Source organism: Kribbella endophytica (assembly GCF_054781295.1).
The window spans coordinates 246489-265471 of the sequence record NZ_BAAGUR010000002.1 but is presented as its reverse complement, the minus strand read 5'-3'; the positions used below and the strand labels follow the sequence as shown (position 1 = coordinate 265471).

General features: G+C 66.2%; 13 protein-coding genes, 2 tRNA genes and 1 pseudogene. 8 read left to right on the top strand and 8 right to left on the bottom strand.

The annotated features are described in order from the left end of the window. Positions 1-367 precede the first annotated feature (367 nt). Entirely contained in the window at positions 368-700 is a 333-nt protein-coding gene (locus ACYVIO_RS19850; protein ID WP_460652320.1) for a histone-like nucleoid-structuring protein Lsr2, read from the bottom strand. Between the two features lie 622 nt (positions 701-1322). On the opposite strand from ACYVIO_RS19850, the gene ACYVIO_RS19845 reads away from it, so the two are divergent. The 4 genes from ACYVIO_RS19845 (at position 1323) to ACYVIO_RS19830 (ending at position 7019) form a co-directional block, all read left to right on the top strand. After that, positions 1323-2093 carry a hypothetical protein gene (locus ACYVIO_RS19845; RefSeq protein WP_460652319.1) on the top strand — a complete coding sequence of 257 codons (771 nt, stop codon included), beginning with the start codon at positions 1323-1325 and terminating at the stop codon, positions 2091-2093. Positions 2094-2272: 179 nt separating this feature from the next. Further along, positions 2273-2974 (top strand): hypothetical protein, encoded by a 702-nt coding sequence (locus ACYVIO_RS19840; RefSeq protein WP_460652318.1) that lies wholly within the window; start codon positions 2273-2275, stop codon positions 2972-2974. A gap of 431 nt (positions 2975-3405) precedes the next feature. Beyond that, positions 3406-3783 carry a trypco2 family protein gene (locus ACYVIO_RS19835; protein ID WP_460652317.1) on the top strand — a complete coding sequence of 126 codons (378 nt, stop codon included), beginning with the start codon at positions 3406-3408 and terminating at the stop codon, positions 3781-3783. A gap of 11 nt (positions 3784-3794) precedes the next feature. Next, complete coding sequence (locus ACYVIO_RS19830; RefSeq protein ID WP_460652316.1) at positions 3795-7019, top strand: tetratricopeptide repeat protein; 3225 nt, start codon at positions 3795-3797, stop codon at positions 7017-7019. A 370-nt stretch (positions 7020-7389) separates the two neighbouring features. Here ACYVIO_RS19830 and ACYVIO_RS19825 read toward each other — a convergent pair whose 3' ends face one another. The 3 genes and pseudogenes from ACYVIO_RS19825 to ACYVIO_RS19815 all read right to left on the bottom strand — a co-directional run bounded on the left by ACYVIO_RS19825 (position 7390) and on the right by ACYVIO_RS19815 (position 9191). Then, positions 7390-8307, bottom strand: coding sequence for a GntR family transcriptional regulator (locus ACYVIO_RS19825; protein WP_460653550.1), 918 nt, complete (start codon positions 8305-8307; stop codon positions 7390-7392). Positions 8308-8634: 327 nt separating this feature from the next. After that, a pseudogene (locus ACYVIO_RS19820) lies at positions 8635-9012 on the bottom strand (tyrosine-type recombinase/integrase); the annotation flags it as partial. Between the two features lie 105 nt (positions 9013-9117). Beyond that, positions 9118-9191, bottom strand: a tRNA-Ile gene (locus ACYVIO_RS19815). A 217-nt stretch (positions 9192-9408) separates the two neighbouring features. On the opposite strand from ACYVIO_RS19815, the gene ACYVIO_RS19810 reads away from it, so the two are divergent. Then, the gene (locus ACYVIO_RS19810) at positions 9409-10311 is read left to right on the top strand and encodes a sigma-70 family RNA polymerase sigma factor (protein ID WP_460652315.1); all 903 of its coding nucleotides are present in this window, start codon (positions 9409-9411) and stop codon (positions 10309-10311) included. A gap of 61 nt (positions 10312-10372) precedes the next feature. On the opposite strand, the gene ACYVIO_RS19805 is transcribed toward ACYVIO_RS19810, so the two are convergent. Then, the gene (locus ACYVIO_RS19805; RefSeq protein ID WP_460652314.1) at positions 10373-11119 is read right to left on the bottom strand and encodes a hypothetical protein; all 747 of its coding nucleotides are present in this window, start codon (positions 11117-11119) and stop codon (positions 10373-10375) included. A gap of 1079 nt (positions 11120-12198) precedes the next feature. On the opposite strand from ACYVIO_RS19805, the gene ACYVIO_RS19800 reads away from it, so the two are divergent. Beyond that, positions 12199-12633 (top strand): hypothetical protein, encoded by a 435-nt coding sequence (locus ACYVIO_RS19800; RefSeq protein ID WP_460652313.1) that lies wholly within the window; start codon positions 12199-12201, stop codon positions 12631-12633. Positions 12634-12748: 115 nt separating this feature from the next. Continuing rightward, positions 12749-12821, top strand: a tRNA-Asn gene (locus tag ACYVIO_RS19795). A gap of 545 nt (positions 12822-13366) precedes the next feature. On the opposite strand, the gene ACYVIO_RS19790 is transcribed toward ACYVIO_RS19795, so the two are convergent. Both ACYVIO_RS19790 and dnaG read right to left on the bottom strand, forming a co-directional pair. Next, positions 13367-13507, bottom strand: coding sequence for a hypothetical protein (locus ACYVIO_RS19790; protein WP_184793674.1), 141 nt, complete (start codon positions 13505-13507; stop codon positions 13367-13369). 603 nt (positions 13508-14110) lie between these two features. After that, positions 14111-16018, bottom strand: a complete 1908-nt coding sequence (gene dnaG, locus ACYVIO_RS19785; RefSeq protein ID WP_460652312.1) for a DNA primase — start codon at positions 16016-16018, stop codon at positions 14111-14113. A gap of 98 nt (positions 16019-16116) precedes the next feature. Here dnaG and ACYVIO_RS19780 point away from each other — a divergent pair, with 98 nt between their 5' ends. Then, entirely contained in the window at positions 16117-17724 is a 1608-nt protein-coding gene (locus ACYVIO_RS19780) for a glycoside hydrolase family 99-like domain-containing protein (protein ID WP_460652311.1), read from the top strand. Here the strand turns inward: ACYVIO_RS19780 and ACYVIO_RS19775 are convergent. Then, entirely contained in the window at positions 17721-18956 is a 1236-nt protein-coding gene (locus ACYVIO_RS19775; protein WP_460652310.1) for an NAD(P)/FAD-dependent oxidoreductase, read from the bottom strand. The genes ACYVIO_RS19780 and ACYVIO_RS19775 overlap by 4 nt on opposite strands. Between the last annotated feature and the right edge of the window lie 27 nt (positions 18957-18983).

Genomic DNA, 18983 nt, shown 5'->3' with positions numbered 1-18983 from the left:
CGAGGTTCGGCCCACCAAGCGAATCCAGGACTGGATCGATTCGTCCCGGGCTGCTCTCAAGACCGACTTTGCGATCCGGGTCGCCGACGCAGAGTTGACGACGTCTCCCCTGGCCTGGCGCGAGTAGGTTGTCGCCGGCGGTTCAGAATCGAACCGCCGGACAACGAGGTAGCTGCCGCCGTGTCACCAGGCGGCCTACTGACCATGTACCGCCGCGCACATCGCGGGTCCCAATCACGACCTCCAGCCCGACGCTCGCTCCGGCTGCTTTCCGCAAGGGCGCGGAGCCATGCTTGGAGGTCGGCGAAGGATTGGTGCCGAGAAGGATCTCCTCGAACTGAGATCCTGCACCGGTCACGGTGAGAACTCAGTTCGCTGCCTCGAACGCCGCGCGAACGTCATCCGGGATCCGGCCACGGTCGTTGACCTCGTACCCGTTGGCCCGCGCCCATTCCTTGACCGTCCTGGCGTCCGATCCGACCTTAGTACGCTTCACCTTCGCACCACGAGCAGTCGTCACCACTCGCGCGGCGTCAACGTATGGCACGAGCGCCCTACGCAGCGCCGCTGCGTTCTTGGCCGCCAGGTCGATCTCGAAACCCTGGCCATCCAGTGCGAACGATACTGTTTCGCCTTTTCCAGCTGGGATGTCGCTCCCGGTGGTGTCATCGGTCAGAAAGACCTCAATGCGCTGGGCCATGGCAGCAACTCCTTGTACGCGAGGATTGGTGGGTACTCCGGTCCATAGCGGAGGCTGTGCGCGAGGGACCCCGCCTTGTTCAGCCGGAATCGGTCAAACACAGGTTCTGGCCGAGGTGGATTGGCGAGGGTGATCCGTAGCGTAACCCGCCGGGCGCCGCTGACTGCCAACCCCGGCGTGACACGGTTCATGACGCGAACTAGAGTCAAACGAAGGTCCTCAAGACACCCACAGCGGCTGAGTTCGATACCGAAGATGCCTGAAGAGAGCAGTGTCTACGGCACCGCGCGGCCTTCCAATCCGAAGGTTCGTCATCACACGGCTCCGAGCGACGGCTGACCAGATTACACATCCGCGGTAGCGCCCAGACATCGAGCGAGTTCAGGACGTCTGCGTGCCAGCAAAGGACCGGATGGCGGCAGCGAGGCGGCAGTCGCGGAGGCCGTTGCTGCCCGCGGTCCCATCATCTAGCACCGGCACGTCGCGTGTCTTTCAGTTTGGGCGCCGCCCGAGGAGCGTCGCGGCAGGTGTCTGAATCAGTGCGGGGCTACTTATAGACGCACTGTCACTCTGGGTGGAAACTGGTCGCCTGTCATGGTGGGGGGAGACCACAGTGAGTGACATGCAGATCGATGGCCGGTTCGCGGCTCCTACGCCGCTCCAATGGGATCTGAACAGCAATCGGTACGACATCAAGCTGCCGGCGGCCGGCGCTGACTTTGGCACCTTTGTGAGCGCGCTCGCGAGTCTCGCGACCGACGACGCGACGATGGCTTTCATCGCCACGCTGGAGGATCACAGGGTGGTACGGCGGACATGGAACGGGACGTGCAGCGCCGACGAGTTCGCAGTCATGTTGGCCGACGTGCGGCTATCCACTATCCAGGCGACGTATGGCGATAGGTCCAATCTTTGGCTAGATCTACCGCCTGTCCAGCGCCGGTGGCGTTGGACCACTTCTGGCGCGGCTCACGACGCGGCATTTGAGTTCAGTAGGACGTTACAGAGAGGTCGGCGTCGCCGGCGCTTCAGGCTTACGTGGCCCTGGTCGGTGATGCTCGTGTCGCTCTTAATGTTCGGAGCGTGGAGCCGCGACGTCCCAGCAGCTAACCCGACGGATCCTCCGGGCTCGGACTTTTATGGCCCGTGGTGGTACCTACTTATAACAATTGCAGTGGCCTTCGCGGGCATCTTTGCATTCATTCTCGCCGATCCAGGAGGGTTCGGTGGTCTTAGCAAGCGGCGATTCCTCCGCCGTCTAACCTCGCCGCGACCATTCAGTTGGCGCCGTTATGTGACGATTGGCAAGCTGGACATAACCAACGGCGTCGGCGCTGGCCTTGTGATCGGACTATTGGCCGGCGTGCTCGGCGTGCTTGTCGTTGGGAAGTAGGGCTGTTCGATCTATTTGACCTAGCCGCCGTTAATCACAAGTCGCCTCATCCCGTCCAACCGGAGGTGGGAGGACCAAAATCAACACTAGGCGGACCGCGGGCGAGAACTCGGCCGTACTCGTTGAGCGACCCTCGCCTCGCGGATCTGCCCAAGATGACACAGGACTGCACAGGAGCTATGAACTCACCTCAAAACAAGTCGCGGCTCGGTGACTTTCTGCGCCACCCGCTCTTCGTCGCGCTGGTGTCCGCGTTCGTCGCTGGCGCCTTCGCACTCATAGCCGTCGCTATCGAATCTCGAAATGGCGGCACCCTCGGCGGCGTCCTGCCACCGACACCGACTGCCGTGACGTCTCGTGAAACCACAACCGTCACCGAGACGGTCACCACGACCGCGACAGTCACGACTGGGACGGAAAGCCCGGATACGCCTGGACCCGACACGCCAGGACCTGAGCCGAAACCCAACCCTCTACTGCTCGCCGACATCCCGCGCGAAAACTACGTGAAGCGGTCCTTCGGAGGCCACGCTGGCGCGGTGACAATAGATGGCCAGAATTATCCGAGCGCCTATTCATACACCTTCAGCAATTGTTCTGTGTGCACGTACGTGGATGAGATCAAGATTGATCGCGCGTATACCCGCATGACGGGTGTTTTCGGCCTGACTGACGACACTCGGCACGACGATTTGATCGATGGCGTTGTATATGCCTCGATCTATGCCAACGACCGACTGGTCTTCGGACCGAAGAAGGTGGAGTACCCGGCAAAGATCAGCTTCGACATCAAATTGGACGCCAGCCGAATCACGCTCAAGGTCGGCAGTGGCACCAACGTTGAAACTGCGGCCTGGGCCGACGTGAAGCTGCACTATTGATCCCTGCGACCGACCGTGCGATCCGCCGGATCCCAGTGGTAGCAACCGCACGCACCCCCATCGAGAGCGCTGTCACCAAGAGCTCGGATCCGGAACAGAAGCGATGACGTAGCGGCCGTGCAGGTCGCTCAGCGCGCGACATGCGCCACCGCGCTCAAGTTCGGCGTGGGAACACCCGTGGGAACAGACAGGCGTCAAACCGGGTCGACTGGAGTCAACAACCCTCGAAGTGGAGTGCACTAGCTGCGCTTGAAGAGGACGTTGTCGATGAGTGGCGTCGGTTTCCTAAACCGAGAGTCTTAGGTTTGATCTGCTCGGACCGTGGCGGCACTGACCCAGAGACCGAAAGACACCTGGCCTAGACCGCGACCTGGTGGTTGACGCTTGTTCGGCGCATCGTTACGGTCAGTGATTCACGACTAGGGGGACGTATGCAGCATGGCGATGAAGCGGAGGTTCCGAAAGGCGCGGTGCCGCTGTCTGAGGCGATCGAGGCGTTGCGAGCCGAGCTGATGCGGGCCTTCATGTCTGGGGCTGACGAGTCGCTGCGGTTCGAGGCGGCTCCAGTGGAGCTGACGCTGCAGACGGCTGTGACGTGGGGCGGAAGGGCCGATGTTGGCATTAAGTGGTGGTTGATCAGCGCTGGGGGCGAGATTTCACGCCAGTCGGTCACCACACAAACCGTGAAGCTCACCCTCAAGCCGCGGCTGTTTGACGCGGCCGGCAATTCTGTCGAGTTCCTCATCGACACCGTCGATGGACAGACAACGCGCCCATCCACCGACATTCCGACGGATGCAGTGGGCTGACCGGACGACCGATGCTAGCCACTGCCCGAGCCGTGCTTATCCGCTACACACGCGGGGGCCAGCCTCGCCGCGGCTCTGGCCTGCGCATCGGAGCTGACCTCGTACTCACCGCAGATCACTGCGCCGATGGCACAAACCATCGCATCTTCGTCGACGGGAGCGGGTACCCGGCTGTGGTATCGGTCCGCAGTAATACGGCAGCCGTGGACATAGCCGTTCTACAGGGAGTCGGGCTGCCCGAGGTGGAGAACTCCAAGCCAGTGCTGGTCGACCGGAGCATCGCCGCCCGCCTTGAAGACTGCGTGGCTTTGGGATTCCCCGTATGGAAGGACAAGCCAGGCGATCCAAGCCGGGCCATCTTGGCTCAAGTCGCAGGGTCTGTGCCCACTGCGGAGGGCCGCGATCCGAGCTCAACACCCGGCGCTGTCCCGTTGCTTACGCTCAAGCTCAGCGACCCCCCAGCACAGCACCGCACCACTTCCACCGGTGGGCTGGATACGGCTGGTACCCACTGGGCTGGGATGTCGGGTGCGGCAGTCGTCACCGCGCACGGGCTCCTCGTGGGCGTGGTGCGAAGCCACAACCTCGCCGAAGGAAGCAGTTCCCTAAGCGTGACTTCTCTGGGCAGCATCGACGACCTCCCACCCGAAACTGCGGCCCGATTCTGGAGCGCTTTGGGAGTGGCGGACTCATCACTGCTGCCGTGGTTGCCCGGTCCAGTTGAGCCAGTTCCCGATCTACCGGTGTCCTCTGAGCAGGTCGTGGTCGGGGAAATGCCGAGTGAACCGATCGCCTTTGTCGAGCGCGAGACGGTGGACCGCCTCGCCGCTACCTCGGTTGCCAGCGGGATCGTTGTGGTGTGCGCTGTTACCGGGCAGCGGGGAGTCGGCAAGACCCAAGTCGCGGCAGCCTACGCCCGAGCATGTGTGCGCGATGGGTGGAGGTTCGTCGCTTGGGTGAACGCCGAGTCCGGCGACACGCTTTTGAAAGGCCTGGCGAACGCCGCCAGGAGTCTTCGGGTCGACGACCCTGACGGCGACTCGACCAGGTCAGCCCAACGGTTGCGCGATCATCTCCAGACCCGCCCCGAACGCGGTCTACTGATCTTCGACAACGCAACCGATCCGGACGATCTCCTCCCCTACCTTCCTGCGGTGGGTAGAACCCAGATTGTCATCACGAGCACAAATTTGGCATTTCACGCCGTCGGCCAGAGCGTTGACGTCGAGGCATACACGCGGTCAGAGTCAATCCGTTACCTGAACGAACGCGCGAAACGGAACGATGTTGCCGGCGCCAGCGCTGTCGCCCATGAGCTCGGGGATCTTCCACTGGCTCTCGCACAAGCAGCAGCCACACTGAGTCGTCAAAGGCACCTTTCCTACTTGAAGTACCTCGACAGGCTGAGGCGGCTACCTGTCGAAGCAATCCTCGGGCGAACCCCCGGTGAGGCCTACCCACGGTCCACCGCGGCCGCCTTGCTGATGTCGATCGACGCCGTAGAAAGTCTCGACAACTCCGACATGACAGGACGCGTGCTCGCGGTCTTCTCCCTGCTCTCTCACGACGGAGTCCGCCAAGCGTTCTTCAGTCGCTTTCGCGGTGCAGGAGCCGAACCCGAAATCGACGCAGTTCTTGAACGTTGCGTCGCAGGATCTCTCTTGACATGGTCAGTCGCGGGCGACGCGCTGATCATGCACCGCCTCCTTGCACGCGTTCTCCGCGACCGCAGCCACCACGGCGAGCAAGGAGGTATCGCAGTCCGCGACGCGGTACATCTGATTCAGCCATGGCTGTTCGATAGCACGATGGCCTGGCAGAGACGCACAGAAGGCGCTGAGTTAATCGGGCACATCGAGGCTCTCTGGGAGTACGGCACGCTCGACAACTCCGAACGCTCGCTTACTTGGACCGTCCTGCAAGCTCGGACCTGGGCGGTCAGGCAGCTGATGGCGGCCGCTGACTCGACTCGCGCAATCGACCTTGCCAAGGACCAAGTCGCTGCGTCTCAAAGAGTTCTCGGCACCGACCACTCCGACACCCTGATCTGCCGCAACGACCTCGCCGGCGCCTACGAGTCCGCCGGGCGCCTCGACGACGCCATCCCCCTCTTCGAGCAGAACCTCGCCGACCGAACCCGCGTCCTCGGCACCGACCACCCCGACACCCTGAGCTCCCGCAACAACCTCGCCGGCGCCTACGAGTCCGCCGGGCGCCTCGACGACGCCATCCCCCTTTACGAGCAGACTTTCGCCGACTCTGAACGCGTTCTCGGTCCCGACCACCCCGACACCCTGACATCCCGCAACAACCTCGCCTACACCTATAGGTCCGCCGGACGCCTAGGCGACGCCGTCGCGCTCCTCGAGCAGAACCTCGCCGACCGGATCCGCGTCCTCGGCACCGACCACCCCGACACCCTGACATCTCGCAACAACCTCGCCGGCGCCTACGAGTCCGCCGGGCGCCCCGGCGACGCCATCCCCCTCTTCGAGCAGAACTTCGCCGACCGAACCCGCGACCTCGGCACCGACCACCCCGACACCCTGACATCCCGCAACAACCTCGCCAGCGCCTACAAGTCCGCCGGGCGCCTCGACGACGCCATCCCCCTCTTCGAGCAGAACCTCGCCGACCGAACCCGCGTCCTCGGCACCGACCACCCCGACGTCCTGACATCCCGCAACAACCTCGCCGGCGCCTACGAGTCCGCCGGGCGCCTCGACGACGCCATCTCCCTCTACGAGCAGAACCTCGCCGATTTGGAACGCGTCCTTGGCCCCGACCACCCGAACACCCTGAGCGCCGGCAACAACCTCGCCTACGCCTACGAGTCCGCCGGGCGCCTCGACGACGCCATCCCCCTCTTCGAGCAGAACCTCGCCGACCGAACCCGCGTCCTCGGCACCGACCACCCCGACACTCTGGCCTCCCGCCACAACCTCTCGAGCACCTACAAGTCCGCCGGGCGCCTCGACGACGCCATCCCCGTCTTCGAGCAGAACCTCGCCGAGTATGAACGCATCCTCGGCCCCAACCACCCCGATACCCTGACATCCCGCAATAGCCTCGCCAGCGCCTACAGGTCCGCCGGACGCATAGGCGATGCCGTTTCCCTCCTTGCGCAGAACCTCGCTGACTCCGACCGTCTCCTCGGCCCCAACCACCCCTCCACCCGGATCTACCGCGACAACCTCGCCAGCGCTAAGTCGGCGGCCGACCGGACCACATCCTAGGTAGACCGACCTGTCGGACCCAGCGCTCAGTCAGCCGGAGGCATCGCACTCGCGGTTCAATGTGGGATCAACGAGCCGTTGACCCGAAGCAGCTAGCGGAAACCCGATGCAGGTTCGATCTGTCACGGAGCAGTCCGGAAGCATGAGCGGCTTCAGCCGGCTGGCACCAAATCGAGGCCGAGAAGACCTGACTTGCGACGCGGTTGTGACGCGGACTACTTACAAACAGCGATGCCAGAGGCGGTTATAGAGGCTCGTTCGAGACTGCCGACGCCCGACGGGGCCGTACGAGGCGGATCGGGCAGCCTTCCAATTCACAGGTTCAGATGGTGAGCTGGCTGGCCTTCAATCAGCAGACGTCGGAGGCGAGCTACATCGTTTGGGCAACCCTCGTTGGTTTACCTGTTCGGATGACGACCAGGCCGAGGTTCGACAAGTAGACGATAGCCCGGTGTGCAGTACTCGCGGAAACGCTATACCGATCCGCCAACTCCTTCACGGCCGGCAGAGAGTCACCTGGCTTCAATACGCCGCTGGCAATCGCACCCCGGAGGTCAGCAGCGATTCGCGTATACGGGGCGTTGCTCTCTTCTCGCGGCAACATGGGTGCGGTCGGGACGGTCTCGTGAATCTCCGAAGCGGCTGGCTCGCCCGGTGGTCTTCGCAGCTGCGCGCCGGGACGTGTCGGCATTCTTGGGGTGATGATGCCGGCAGCGCGTTGGTCGGCTTGATCGCGGTAGACGGCGTAGACCTTGAGCGTGGTCGTGCCGCCGCCTCCATGGCCGAGTCGGCCGCCGACGATCTTGACGTTGTGGTTGGCGGCGAGGAGTTCCGTTGCGTTGTAGTGGCGCAGATGCTTAAGCGATGCGTCAATCCGCAGGCGGCGAGCCAATCTGGTGAAGCGGCGCGTCAGGAGGTCCGGGTGATGAGGCAGGCTGCCGTCCGGGACTGGAGAAAAGAGGTACGCCGACCTCGCTAGCTCTTCGCCAACGCCGGCGAGTCTTCCCGCGGCGGACTGCTCCATTTCGTCGAAGACAAAGTCCGTCTCCGGATCCAGGACCAAGAGCCGCTGCTGATGCGTTTTTGTGTCCTTGACGACGAGCTTGTTTCCGGCAGCGACGTAGATCGAGCGGGCGATGGTCAAGACCGAGTCGCCGTCGACTCGTCGCCGATCCGCACGACGCAGACCACACATTTCACCGCGACGTGCGCCAGTGGTCGCCTTCACCCAAAGGAACCTGGCCCAGTCGGGATCATCCTTCCACGCTTCGATGATCAACGTCGCCATCTCGTCCGGAGTTGGAGCCGTCGGCTCCGGACTCGGGAGGCTTGGTTTCGCGGCATGCTCGGCCGGATTGACCGAGATCCACTTCCAGACGACCGCTCTTTGAAGCGCACCGCTGAGGAGCCAGTGGATGGCGCGGATGCTCGAGGCCGACAGCCCTTCGCAAACGTGCGGTCTGCACATACGCCTGCACGCTCGACACCCCAGAGGACGAGGCGGACAGCACGGTGCCTCCCGGTGCTCATCACACCGATGCTCGACCTTCGTTCGGTGCTCGATGTACCTTCGGCTACCGCAGTGTGCGCGGCACACTTTCAACTGCGCGTAGAACGATTCCAGTATCTCAGCATCCAACCGAGCGAGTTGAACGTCTCCCAGCAGCGGCTTGATGTGACTTTCATACTTCGACCTGTTGCCCCGCAATGTGGATGGGTCCACGTCGTGCACTTCGAAGTACTTAGTCATGAGCTGCGCGACCGTGGCACGGGTCTTCGGGTTCCGCTTCTCGTCGACCAAGTTTAGGAGACGGGTGCGGTGCTGTTCGGCTTCCCGTGCTTGCCGGGGACCGGGTGGAACCACCTCGTCGAGGTAGAGCTCCTTCTTCGAGACTGGATCTCGGCCGGCATATACCCGGACGCGGAGGGCTCCCGATGGCAGCGCAGAGATGCTTCCCCTTCTCCGCTTCCGGGGCTCTGCTGCGCGTGCCATGTCATGGACGGTATCAGCACTTCATGTCACGGACCATGTCATGGAGGTGATCGAAGTCGCTTGGACCCAGCACGAAATCGGCGCCTGACCTGTACCTTTGCGTTGTGGGGCGGGTGGGGTTCGAACCCACGACCCAGGGATTATGAGTCCCCTGCTCTGACCGGCTGAGCTACCGCCCCCGGCGCCTGGTCGGCGCTTGTCCGGGAGATCGTATCTGGTAGCTCCCGAGTTGTCGGTGCCGGAGGATAACCCGGCGAGGCCCGGGCGTGATGACAGTTATCCACAGACACAGGGTTACTTTCCGGTCACTTGGCGTAGTTGTCCACCGATTGCAGATCGGGCCGTTCCGGCGCCGTGTTTCGCGGCACCATCCCTTCAAGAGAGAGGGGAGCACCGATGGCCACAATCGACTGCGATGCCGCTGATGTGACCGGGCTGGTCGCGTACCTGCGCGACCTCGGGCGGCACGAGCTGCTGAGCCCGGAAGAGGTGTACGAGTTGTCGTCCTGGATCGAGGCCGGCGTACTGGCCGCCGACCAACTGGCCCGGGCCGCACCGACGACAGACCGAGCAGAGCTCGCCCACCGTGCCGAACTGGGTGCGATCGCCGAGCTGGGCCAAGCCGCGCGCCGACGCATGATCGAGGGCAACCTCCGCCTCGTCGTCTCGCTGGCCAAGCGGTACGCCGGCAAGGGCCTGTCGCTGCTCGACCTGATCCAGGAGGGCAACATCGGCCTTATCCGGGCCGTCGAACGCTTCGACCACAAGCTCGGACACCGCTTCTCGTCGTACGCGATCTGGTGGATCCGCCAATCCCTCGGTCGGGCGGTCTCCGACCGCTCGCGGCTGATCCGCATGCCTGCTCAGGCGTACGTCGACGCCGGCCGCGTGGCCTCCGTCCACCGCGACCTGATCCAACGACTCGAGCGAGAACCCACCACCGAGGAACTGGCCAAGGCCGCGTCCCTCACCATCGCCCGGGTCGAACGCGCCCGCGCCTGGAAGGTCCGCCCCGCTCCCCTGGACCTCAACGAAGCCGATCAGCTGATCGACGACGAGGAACTCCTCTACCGAGCCGCCCTGATCCGAGATCTCCACTGCCAACTCGAACACCTCGACGACCTGGCCCAAGACGTTCTCCGCCTGCGCTTCGGCCTCCACAACACGCCGCTGTCCACCTTGGAGGAAACCGCCGAGCAGCTCCGCCTACCACCCGCGAAAGTCCGAGCCCTGGAGCTGGAGGCCCTCCGCAACCTCCGGAAATCCCCGGGCCTGCGCGAGTACTCGAACGCCACCTGACGCCGCCGACTCTCAGACCCGGCGATGCGCGCCGGGTCTGAGAGTCGCGAGACGGCGCGCGTCAGATGTCGTAGATGCCGTTGATGTCGCGCCCGAACGTGCCGGCCGGAGTCTCGACCTCCAGGTAGTAGAACTCCTCGGTCACCGGGTGCGCCTTGAGGTACGCGAGCGCCTGCGCCCGGTCGTCCGCGCGATAAGCCTCGTACGTCGCCACCTGCCCGTCGCCCGACCGCCGTTGGACCTTCTCGATGAACTCGAGAGTCAACGTCGGGTCGGCCTCCACAGCATCAGGAAGGAGAACATGTTCGTCGATCAAAGCCTGCAGACGGGCATGAGCCTCGTCGTCAGGCGCCGACGCGAGCAGGGTCTGGAGCGCCTGCTCAGCAGGCTCCCGCCCGAGCCGAAGCGACTCGGTACTCGGCGCACCAAAGCTCATCGTGTGCCCCCGTATCTCATCGCGGAGCACGAGCACGGTCCGCTCGCAGTCGGAGTCCGCCTGAAGATCCCAAAGCGCAGCGCCAGCAGCAGCCCGTACCGCCGGATCCAGATCAGCCAGCCGATCAACCAGTTCCTCAACCTCAGCCACAGTCGCCGTACCAACCTCCGGCCCCTGCTGCACAGCAGCCAGCCGCACCGCCGGATCCGGGTGGTTCAGATACCCCACGACCATCCGAGTCCGCTCGCCTGCCCGTACGCCGTCAAACAGCCGCGCAACATCAGGCCGAGCCGGCACCTCGATCAAGGCTGCGCCACCCAGCCCATACCGATCCGGCACAGACACGGTCTTGGGCCGCCGGAAGATTCGCATAGCCCCCAACCTATTCACCCATCCCCACCCACAGCCAACACCAGGCCGCCTCCTGCCCCAGGGCGGTCATGTCGGCTCACGTACGCGCGTGGCTGATATCGCCGATCTCCCCCCACCCCGAACCTCCACCACTCACCACCTCTCCCGAGACGACAACCCGGCCACAACACCGCGGGCAGGACGAGCCCGCTGCCGTGATCGGCGACCTCGCCGCCCCGCCCGGACTACTGGCTGCTGCAGACCACGCCGCCCCCTGCCTATTGCGAGCTCCGCCAACCACCTGACGCCGCGAGCGGAACCAGCAGGAGGTTCTGCCCGATCCCGCTCCCGTGCTCACCGTCCCCCGCCCACACGCACTCCGCGGCCGCTGAGCTCCCGTCGCAGTGACGGACCCGCCCCAACCGGCGCGACCGCGCCGTTGAAGCTGCCGTCGGGCTGCAGGACCAGCTTCCAGTTGTCGCCGGTCTACAGCAGCGTGACCTGTAGGCGGGCCACCTTCTGGCTATCCAGACGGGCCACGGTCATGAACCCGCTGAAGGCCCGCGACAGGGCCAGGCGGCCGGTGATAGAGGCCGCGACGCAGCAAACGTTGGCGGCGGCAACAGGTGGTGGCGACGTAGCAGGTGGTGGCTGCCGCAGGTGGTGACGGCGCGGCAGGTGCCGGCACGGCAGACGCCGGCGGCGGGTGCCGGCGGCGGCGCGGCAGCTAGCGGCAGCTGCAGGTGCTGATGGCGCGGCAGGTGTTTGCTGCGGCAGGTGGTGATGGCGGGTGGTGTCGGCACGGCAGGTGCTGGCGGCCGCAGGTGGTGACGGCATGGCAGGTGCTGGCGGAGGCGATGGCGGGTGGTGATGGTGGCGCCGGCGGCAGTAAGGGTTGCGACTCGTGCGACCGCGCGTGACTAGGCGGTGGGTTGTTGGCGCTGGCGGTGGTCGGCGTCTGTTCTTGGGGTGGGCGGGGTGGAGTTGGCGTGGGCTGGGACGATGGGGGTGTGTTGAGACTTCGGCGTTCGGTGTGGCCCTCTGAGTTGGTTGAGGGGGTTCGGGTTGCTGCGGGTGGGCGGGACGACATCTTGGCGGCGGTGCAGCTGACGGGTGGGGACTGGGTGGCGGGGACTCGGTCCGCGGTTTACCTACCGGAAGGGGACAAAGTCCGGCGGGTCGGGTGGGAGGCGATCGAGCGCGCGGCGTGGGACTCGGAGGAGTCGGTGCTGCGGGTGTTCGAGACGACCGCGTTCGGTACTCCGCTGCGGTCGACCGACCTGGCAGTGGACGACCCCGGCCGGTTCGGGCAGCTGCTGCGGGAGCGGGTGGACGCGAGCATCGTCGTACAGCGTCACGTGCCGCTGGTCGGGAAGAAGGGCGTACGGATCGTCGGGCGTCGCAATCCTGCGACGACGGACGCGCCGGTGGCGTGGAACTTCGTTCTGGACAAGGGATTGGAGCCGGATCGCCCGGGGCTGATCGAGCAGGCCGAGGCGGCGTTGGCGGCGGTCCGGGACGAGTTCGGAATCTGACGCGAAAGGCAGTCTGAGCGGGCGATCGCGAGCAGCGAATCCCGTTTTTGTAGTTCGGCCCGATCCTGCTAACCTAATCCGGTCCTCGGGGATCGGGGGCAGGGAACACAAACGATCCCGCGTAGCTCAATTGGCAGAGCAGCCGGCTGTTAACCGGCAGGTTACTGGTTCGAGTCCAGTCGCGGGAGCAACAAACGATCGACCGGTTCCGATCTTCGGAACCGGTCTTTTTGTTGTCTGTACGACGGGCGATGGTTGCCGCCGGCTTGGTTGGTGCAGGGCGGCGGTGGTCGAGGTGAAGAAAACCACATCCAGCCTCAACCACTCGCCGTGATCCAACCGACCCGCTGGGCTCTCAGGTTGATGCTCGCGGAGTCGCTGGGCGCAGATGCCGCGCTACTTCTGAGGCCGGATGCTGCGCTGGGCGCAGGCGCTGCCTTGCGCGGTGGCGCGGGACGTGCGCGCTGGGCGCGCGTGATGCGCTGCTCGGTGGCGCGGGAGGTGCTGCTGGGCGCGCGTGATGCGCTGCTCGGTGGCGCGGGTCCTGCTCGGTGGCGCGGGTGCTGCTCGGCGGTGGTGCTGGTGCTGGGCGGTGGTGCTGCTTCGCTCCGTGGCGCAGGAGGTGTCTGGGCGCGGGTGTTGCACTGCTCCGTAGGCGCTGGTGCGCACCGGTTTGGTAGGCGCGGGTTGGGGCGCCCCGTCGCTTGGGGCGACGGGGCGGTGGCTGGGTGGGTCAGCTCTTGTTCTTGCGGCGTTCCAGGGCGCGCTGGATGCGGTGTTGTGGTTGCCCGGTCAGCTTGGCGATCAGGGGGACGCGGTACTTGAACGCCGCGACCGCGCCCACGATCAGCACCAGCAGGATGAACCAGCCCATCGAACTTCTCCTTCGGTCGGACCTGGACTCCATCATCCCCTGTGGGTGGTGAGAAGCACTGGGTCAAACCCCTGAGCTGGCCCTGGTTTCTAGGTCAGAGGCTGAGGTCGCGGGGGCGAGGCGAGGTGGGCGCGCAGGCGGCGAGAGGAACCTCGCATGCCTACGGTGAAGGTCTCCGACGATGCGGCCGGGGAGGTCGTGAGGGCTAGGGTCGCGGCGGCCGGGAGGAAGAAGGAGAGGCTGGCTGGGGCCGGCGCCGCTGCGTGGAGGCCGAGCCGGGCGGTGAGCAGGCGTGGGCAAGGTTGCCGGCGATGCGGCCGGGAGCGTCGCGTGAGTTGAGGCCCCTGCGGCCGGGAAGAAGAAGAGGGGGAAGCGTGAATGAGGGGGTCGGCTCGCACTCGGCGTCAGGCGCCGGGGACGGGAGGGCACAGGCGTCGGGGCGGGGGCGGGCAGGCCCGAGCCCCAGGTAAGGGCCGGCTCGGCTGGGGCTGCGCTGGAGCAGGCTCGGCTGGGGCTGCGCTGGAGCAGGCTCGGCTGGGGCGGGCTGGAGCAGGCTTGGCTGGGTGGCGGCTGAGGCTGTTGGGGCCGTCCGCTGGGTGCTGGTTACAACGCGCCGGAGATGGCTTGTTCTCTTAGTTCGGTTCTGTATTGCTCTAGGGCTATCAGCTCGCCGAACATGCGGTTGTAGTCGTCGGCCTTGTCGATGGGGTTGGTGCGTTGGAGTTTTGACTTGAGGTCGGCGATGCGGCGGAGGCAGGTGAGTTCCTGGAGGCGGGCCAGGTGGGCTCTTGCGAAGCGTTCGTCGGGGTCTCGGCCCAACCTCAAACCTTCTACGGCCAAAGCCGACACGACCGCGGCGGCGGGGTCGTTGCCCATGGCTTCTCGGACGGCTACTACCCAGGCTTCGCCGGGGGCTGCTTGGGAGGGGCCGCCGACTTTGGACATGGCGGCGCGGACGGCGGCCAGCCAGGGGTGGGTGAAGTCGTGGTCGTCGAGCTCGTCGAAGGCGACGCCGACCAGCGCCGGGTACTGCATCGCGAGCTTGAGGACGTCCCACTCCATCTGGAAGCGGGGCTCGCGGGGTGACGGGAGGTTCTGGCGCGGGGGCGGCGGGGCCTCGGTTTGTACGACGACCGGCGTGCGATCCGCAGGGCCGGAACGAGCAGCAGGGGCAGGCCGCGAGGCAGCGCGGTGCACCTCGGCGCGGACTTGGTCGACTTCCAGCCCCAGCAGCCCGGCGAGCTCGCGCGTGAACGCGTCGACCTTCGACCGGTCCCGGATGCTCACGACCAGGTGCGCCGCGTCGCGCAGCGCGTCGATCCGGGTGTCGGCGCGGTCGAGGTCGTACTTCGACAGCCGGTCCGTCAGCACGAAGCGATAAAGAGGAACTCGCCGCCCGATCAGCTCACGGACCGCCGCGTCACCCTTCTGCAGTCGCAGGTCGCACGGGTCCAGACCGTCCGGCTCGACCGCGACGTACGTCTGCGCCGCGAAAGCCTGGTCGCCCTCGAAAGCCTTCACCGCGGCCCGCTGTCCCGCCGAGTCGCCGTCGAAGGTGAAGATCACCTCGCCGCGGAACTGGTCGTGGTCCAGCAACAGCTGCCGCAGCACCCGTGCGTGGTCGTCACCGAACGATGTCCCACACGTCGCCACAGCAGTCTGTACGCCGGACAGGTGGCAGGCCATCACGTCGGTGTACCCCTCGACCACGACCGCCTGCTTGCCCTTGGCGATCTCGCGTCGCGCGAGATCCACGCCGTACAGGACCTTGGACTTCTTGTAGATCGCCGTCTCCGGCGTGTTCAGGTACTTGGCCTCGATCTTGTCGTCGTCGAACAGCCGGCGCGCGCCGAAGCCGATGGTGTCCGAGCTCGCGTCGCGGATCGGCCACATCAGCCGGCCGCGGAAGCGGTCGTACAGCCCGCGCTGCCCCTCCGCGCACAGCCCTGACGCGACCAGCTCGGCGTTCGAGAAACCGCGTCCGCGCAGATGCGCGACCAGCTGCTCGCCACCGCGCGGCGAGAACCCCACCCCGAAGTGCGCCGCCGCGTCGCGGTCGAACCCGCGCTTGTCCAGGAACTGCCGGCCCAGCATCGCCTCGGGCGCACCGAAGAGCAGCTCGGAGTAGAACTCGCCCGCGACCTTGTGCGCCTCGACCAGCCGCGGCCGCTGGTTGCCCTGCGACTTCGGGATCGGCGCGCCGGAGTCGTCGTACCGCAGCTGGATGCCGACCTTGGAGGCCAGCGTCTCGACGGCCTCACTGAAACTGATCTGATCGATCTTCTGGATGAAGTCGATCACGTCGCCGCCCTCTTGGCAGCCGAAGCAGTAGAAGAAGCCGCGGGCCGGGGTCACGTTGAACGACGGCGACTTCTCGTCGTGGAACGGGCACAGCCCCTTCAGCGAACCACCGCCGGCGTTCTTCAAGGTCACGTACGAGCCGACCACGTCGTCGATCCGTGCCCGCTCGCGCACCAGCGCGATGTCCTCTTCCTTGATCCTGCCTGCCACGCCGTGAGTCTACGGGGATCCCGAAGCCGTTCGCTGCCCCGCCCGGCTGCTAGCTTGCGGCGGTCTGTACCAGAAGCCCTCCGAAGGAGTCAGACCTCGTGAAGCGCCTTGTCCTCGGTACGGCGCTGGTGGCGGCCCTGGCCGCCGGAGTCGGCATCGCCGGCCCGGTCGCAGCCGACCAGACCACAGCACAACCGGCGGACCCCACAGCACAAGCAGCAGCCCCCAAAGCAACCCCGGTCCCCCTCACCGAGCTCATCACCCCAGCCGGCCGCTTCTACAGCACTGACCCGAACGAGGTCGCCGCGGCGACCAGCAGCGGCCTGACCCGCCAGCCCGGCCAGATCGGCTTCCTCCCCCGCCGGCCCTTCACCGGCGCGGTCCCGATGTACCGCATGAAGCCCACGGCGTCAGCGAGCACGTGGCTCTTCACCGCCTCACCGACAGAGCGCCAGACACTCACGAACCAGGGCTGGATCGACGAAGGCATCGCCGCCTACCTCTACCCGCAGCCCGGCGCCGGCCTCCAGCAGCTCCGCCGATTCACCAACGGCAAGGAATGGCGCCTCGCCCTCGAGCCGAAGACCGCCGAGCTGATCGCGGCCGGCTACACCCTCGACGGTCCGCTCGGTTACGTGTACGCCGACTACGTGCGCGCCGGCGCCGTCTACTTCGGCATGTTCAACGCCAACGGCCACGGCACGATCATCGCGCGCACCAAGGAGATCTACGGCCGTGACAACGACTGGTGGGGCGGCGTCCGCGACTTCCGCAGCGGCACCCACTACGCGACCGACAACTGGCCCGGCGAGGACTGGTCGAACCTGAAGCCCTCCATGGGCTACTACGACGACAGCCTGCCCGCGACGCTCGAGAAGCACATCACCCAGGCGACGTCGGCCGGTCTGAGCTTCTTCAACTTCTACTGGTACTGGGACAACACCCAGCAGACCAACGCCATCACCAAGGCCGCGCTCGACGCGTTCGCCCAGGCGAGGAACAAGGACACCATCGACTTCACCGTCGGCGTCTGCGCCCACCCGTACGGCAATCTCCAGATCCCCACCAGCCAGTACGGCGCGGTGGCCGCGAACCTGACGTCGTACCTGGGCCAGGACAACACCCTGCGCACCAACGACGGCCGCAAGATCCTCAACATCTGCGACGCCCGCGGCCTCGGCGACGGCAGTCCCGCACAGGTCAAGCAGTTCGCCGACACCGTCCGGGCGAAAGCGAAGGCCGAGCTCGGCGAGGACATCTACGTGATGATCAACCAGGCCGGGTTCGACCCGCGCCAGGTCCCGGCGGCGGGCGGCGACGCGCCGTACTGCACCACCGACGGGCCGGCCATCGAGAGTCGCTCGTATGCGAGCTACCTCGAAGGACAGCGCGCGTTCTACGCGCAGGCGCCGGCGGCGTACGGGCGGTGCGTGCTGTCGGACTTCGACGAGCGGCCGCGGTTCCCGATCGAGACGCCGGATGTGAAGGCGATCCGCTGGATGCCGGACCAGTCGCTCGACGGGTACCGGCAGGCAGTGCGCAACCTGAAGGCCGACATGGCGGCGTCGACCCGGCCGACCGCGGTCGACAACTACGTCTGGCTGTACGCGTGGAACGAGTGGCACGAGGGCGGCGTGATCGAGCCGAACGAGCGCGACGGTTCGGCGTACCTCGACATCCTGCGCACGGAGCTGAAGCTGAACTAGACCTCCGCCAGGTCCGTCGACGCGTCGGCGAGTTTGGCCGGGTCGACCGCGCGACCCGAGCGGATCAGGTCCTGGATGCCGTCGATCGCGCCCCACGTGTTGACGTGCAGACCCGCCAGCACGTGGTGGTCGTCGTCGAGCCAGAACGCGAGGTACGCGCCGGAGGCCGGGTCGCCGCGCAGGACCACCTGGTACGACGTACCGCGCGGCACGTCGCCGGCGTACTCCATCCCGAGGTCGTACTGGTCGGTGAAGAAGAACGGGATCGCGTCGTGCGCGACGTCCTGGCCGAGCATCGCCTTCGCGGCCGCGGCGCCGCTGTCCTTGGCGTTCTGCCAGTGCTCGACGCGCACCGAGTGCCCGAGCAGCGGGTGGTCCCAACGGACGACGTCACCGGCCGCGAAGACGCCCGCAGCCGAGGTCTGCAGGTTCGGCCCGGTGACGATGCCCTGATCCGAAGGAGCGACCTCGATGCCGGCGTCGGAGGCGAGCTCGGTGTTCGGCTGGACGCCGACGCCGACCACCACGAGGTCGGCCGGAATCACGTCGCCCTTCGACGTCCGGACGCCGGTCACCTTGTCGGTGCCCTCGAAACCCTCGACGCCGGTGTCGAAGAGCAACGTGACCCCGTGCTGCCGGTGCAGGTCGGCGAACAGCCCGCCCACCTGCTCCCCCAGCACCGCCGCGAGCGCGGTGGACTGCGGCTCGATCACCGTCACTTCGCAGCCGCGTTCCCGCGCGGCCGCGGCCGACTCCAGTCCGATCCAGCCGGCGCCGACGACGACCACGCGCGGCTTCGCGGTGTACGCATCGGTGAGCGCCTGGGACTCGGCCGCGGTCCGCAGGTAGTGGATGCCGGGCAGGTCGCCGCCCGGTACGTCGAGCCGGCGGACCCGCGAGCCGGTCGCGATCAGCAGTTCGTCGTACGACGTACTGGTGCCGTCGTCGGTCGTGACGGTCTTGGCCGCCGGGTCGAGCGCGGTCACGGTGGTCCCGAGCCGCAGCTCGATCGACTTGTCGTCGTACCACTGCTGATCGTGCAGCTGCGCCGACACCGGCTCCTTCTTGCCGAGCAGCACGTCCTTGGACAGCGGCGGTCGCTCGTACGGCAACTCGCGCTCCGCGCCGATCAGCACGACGTCTCCGCTGAAGCCCTCGGCCCGGAGAGTCTCGGCCGCCGTTGCCCCGGCCAGACTCGCCCCGACGATTACGATCCGCTGTCCATCGCTCATGCACAGCAGCCTATTCCTCCGGCCGCG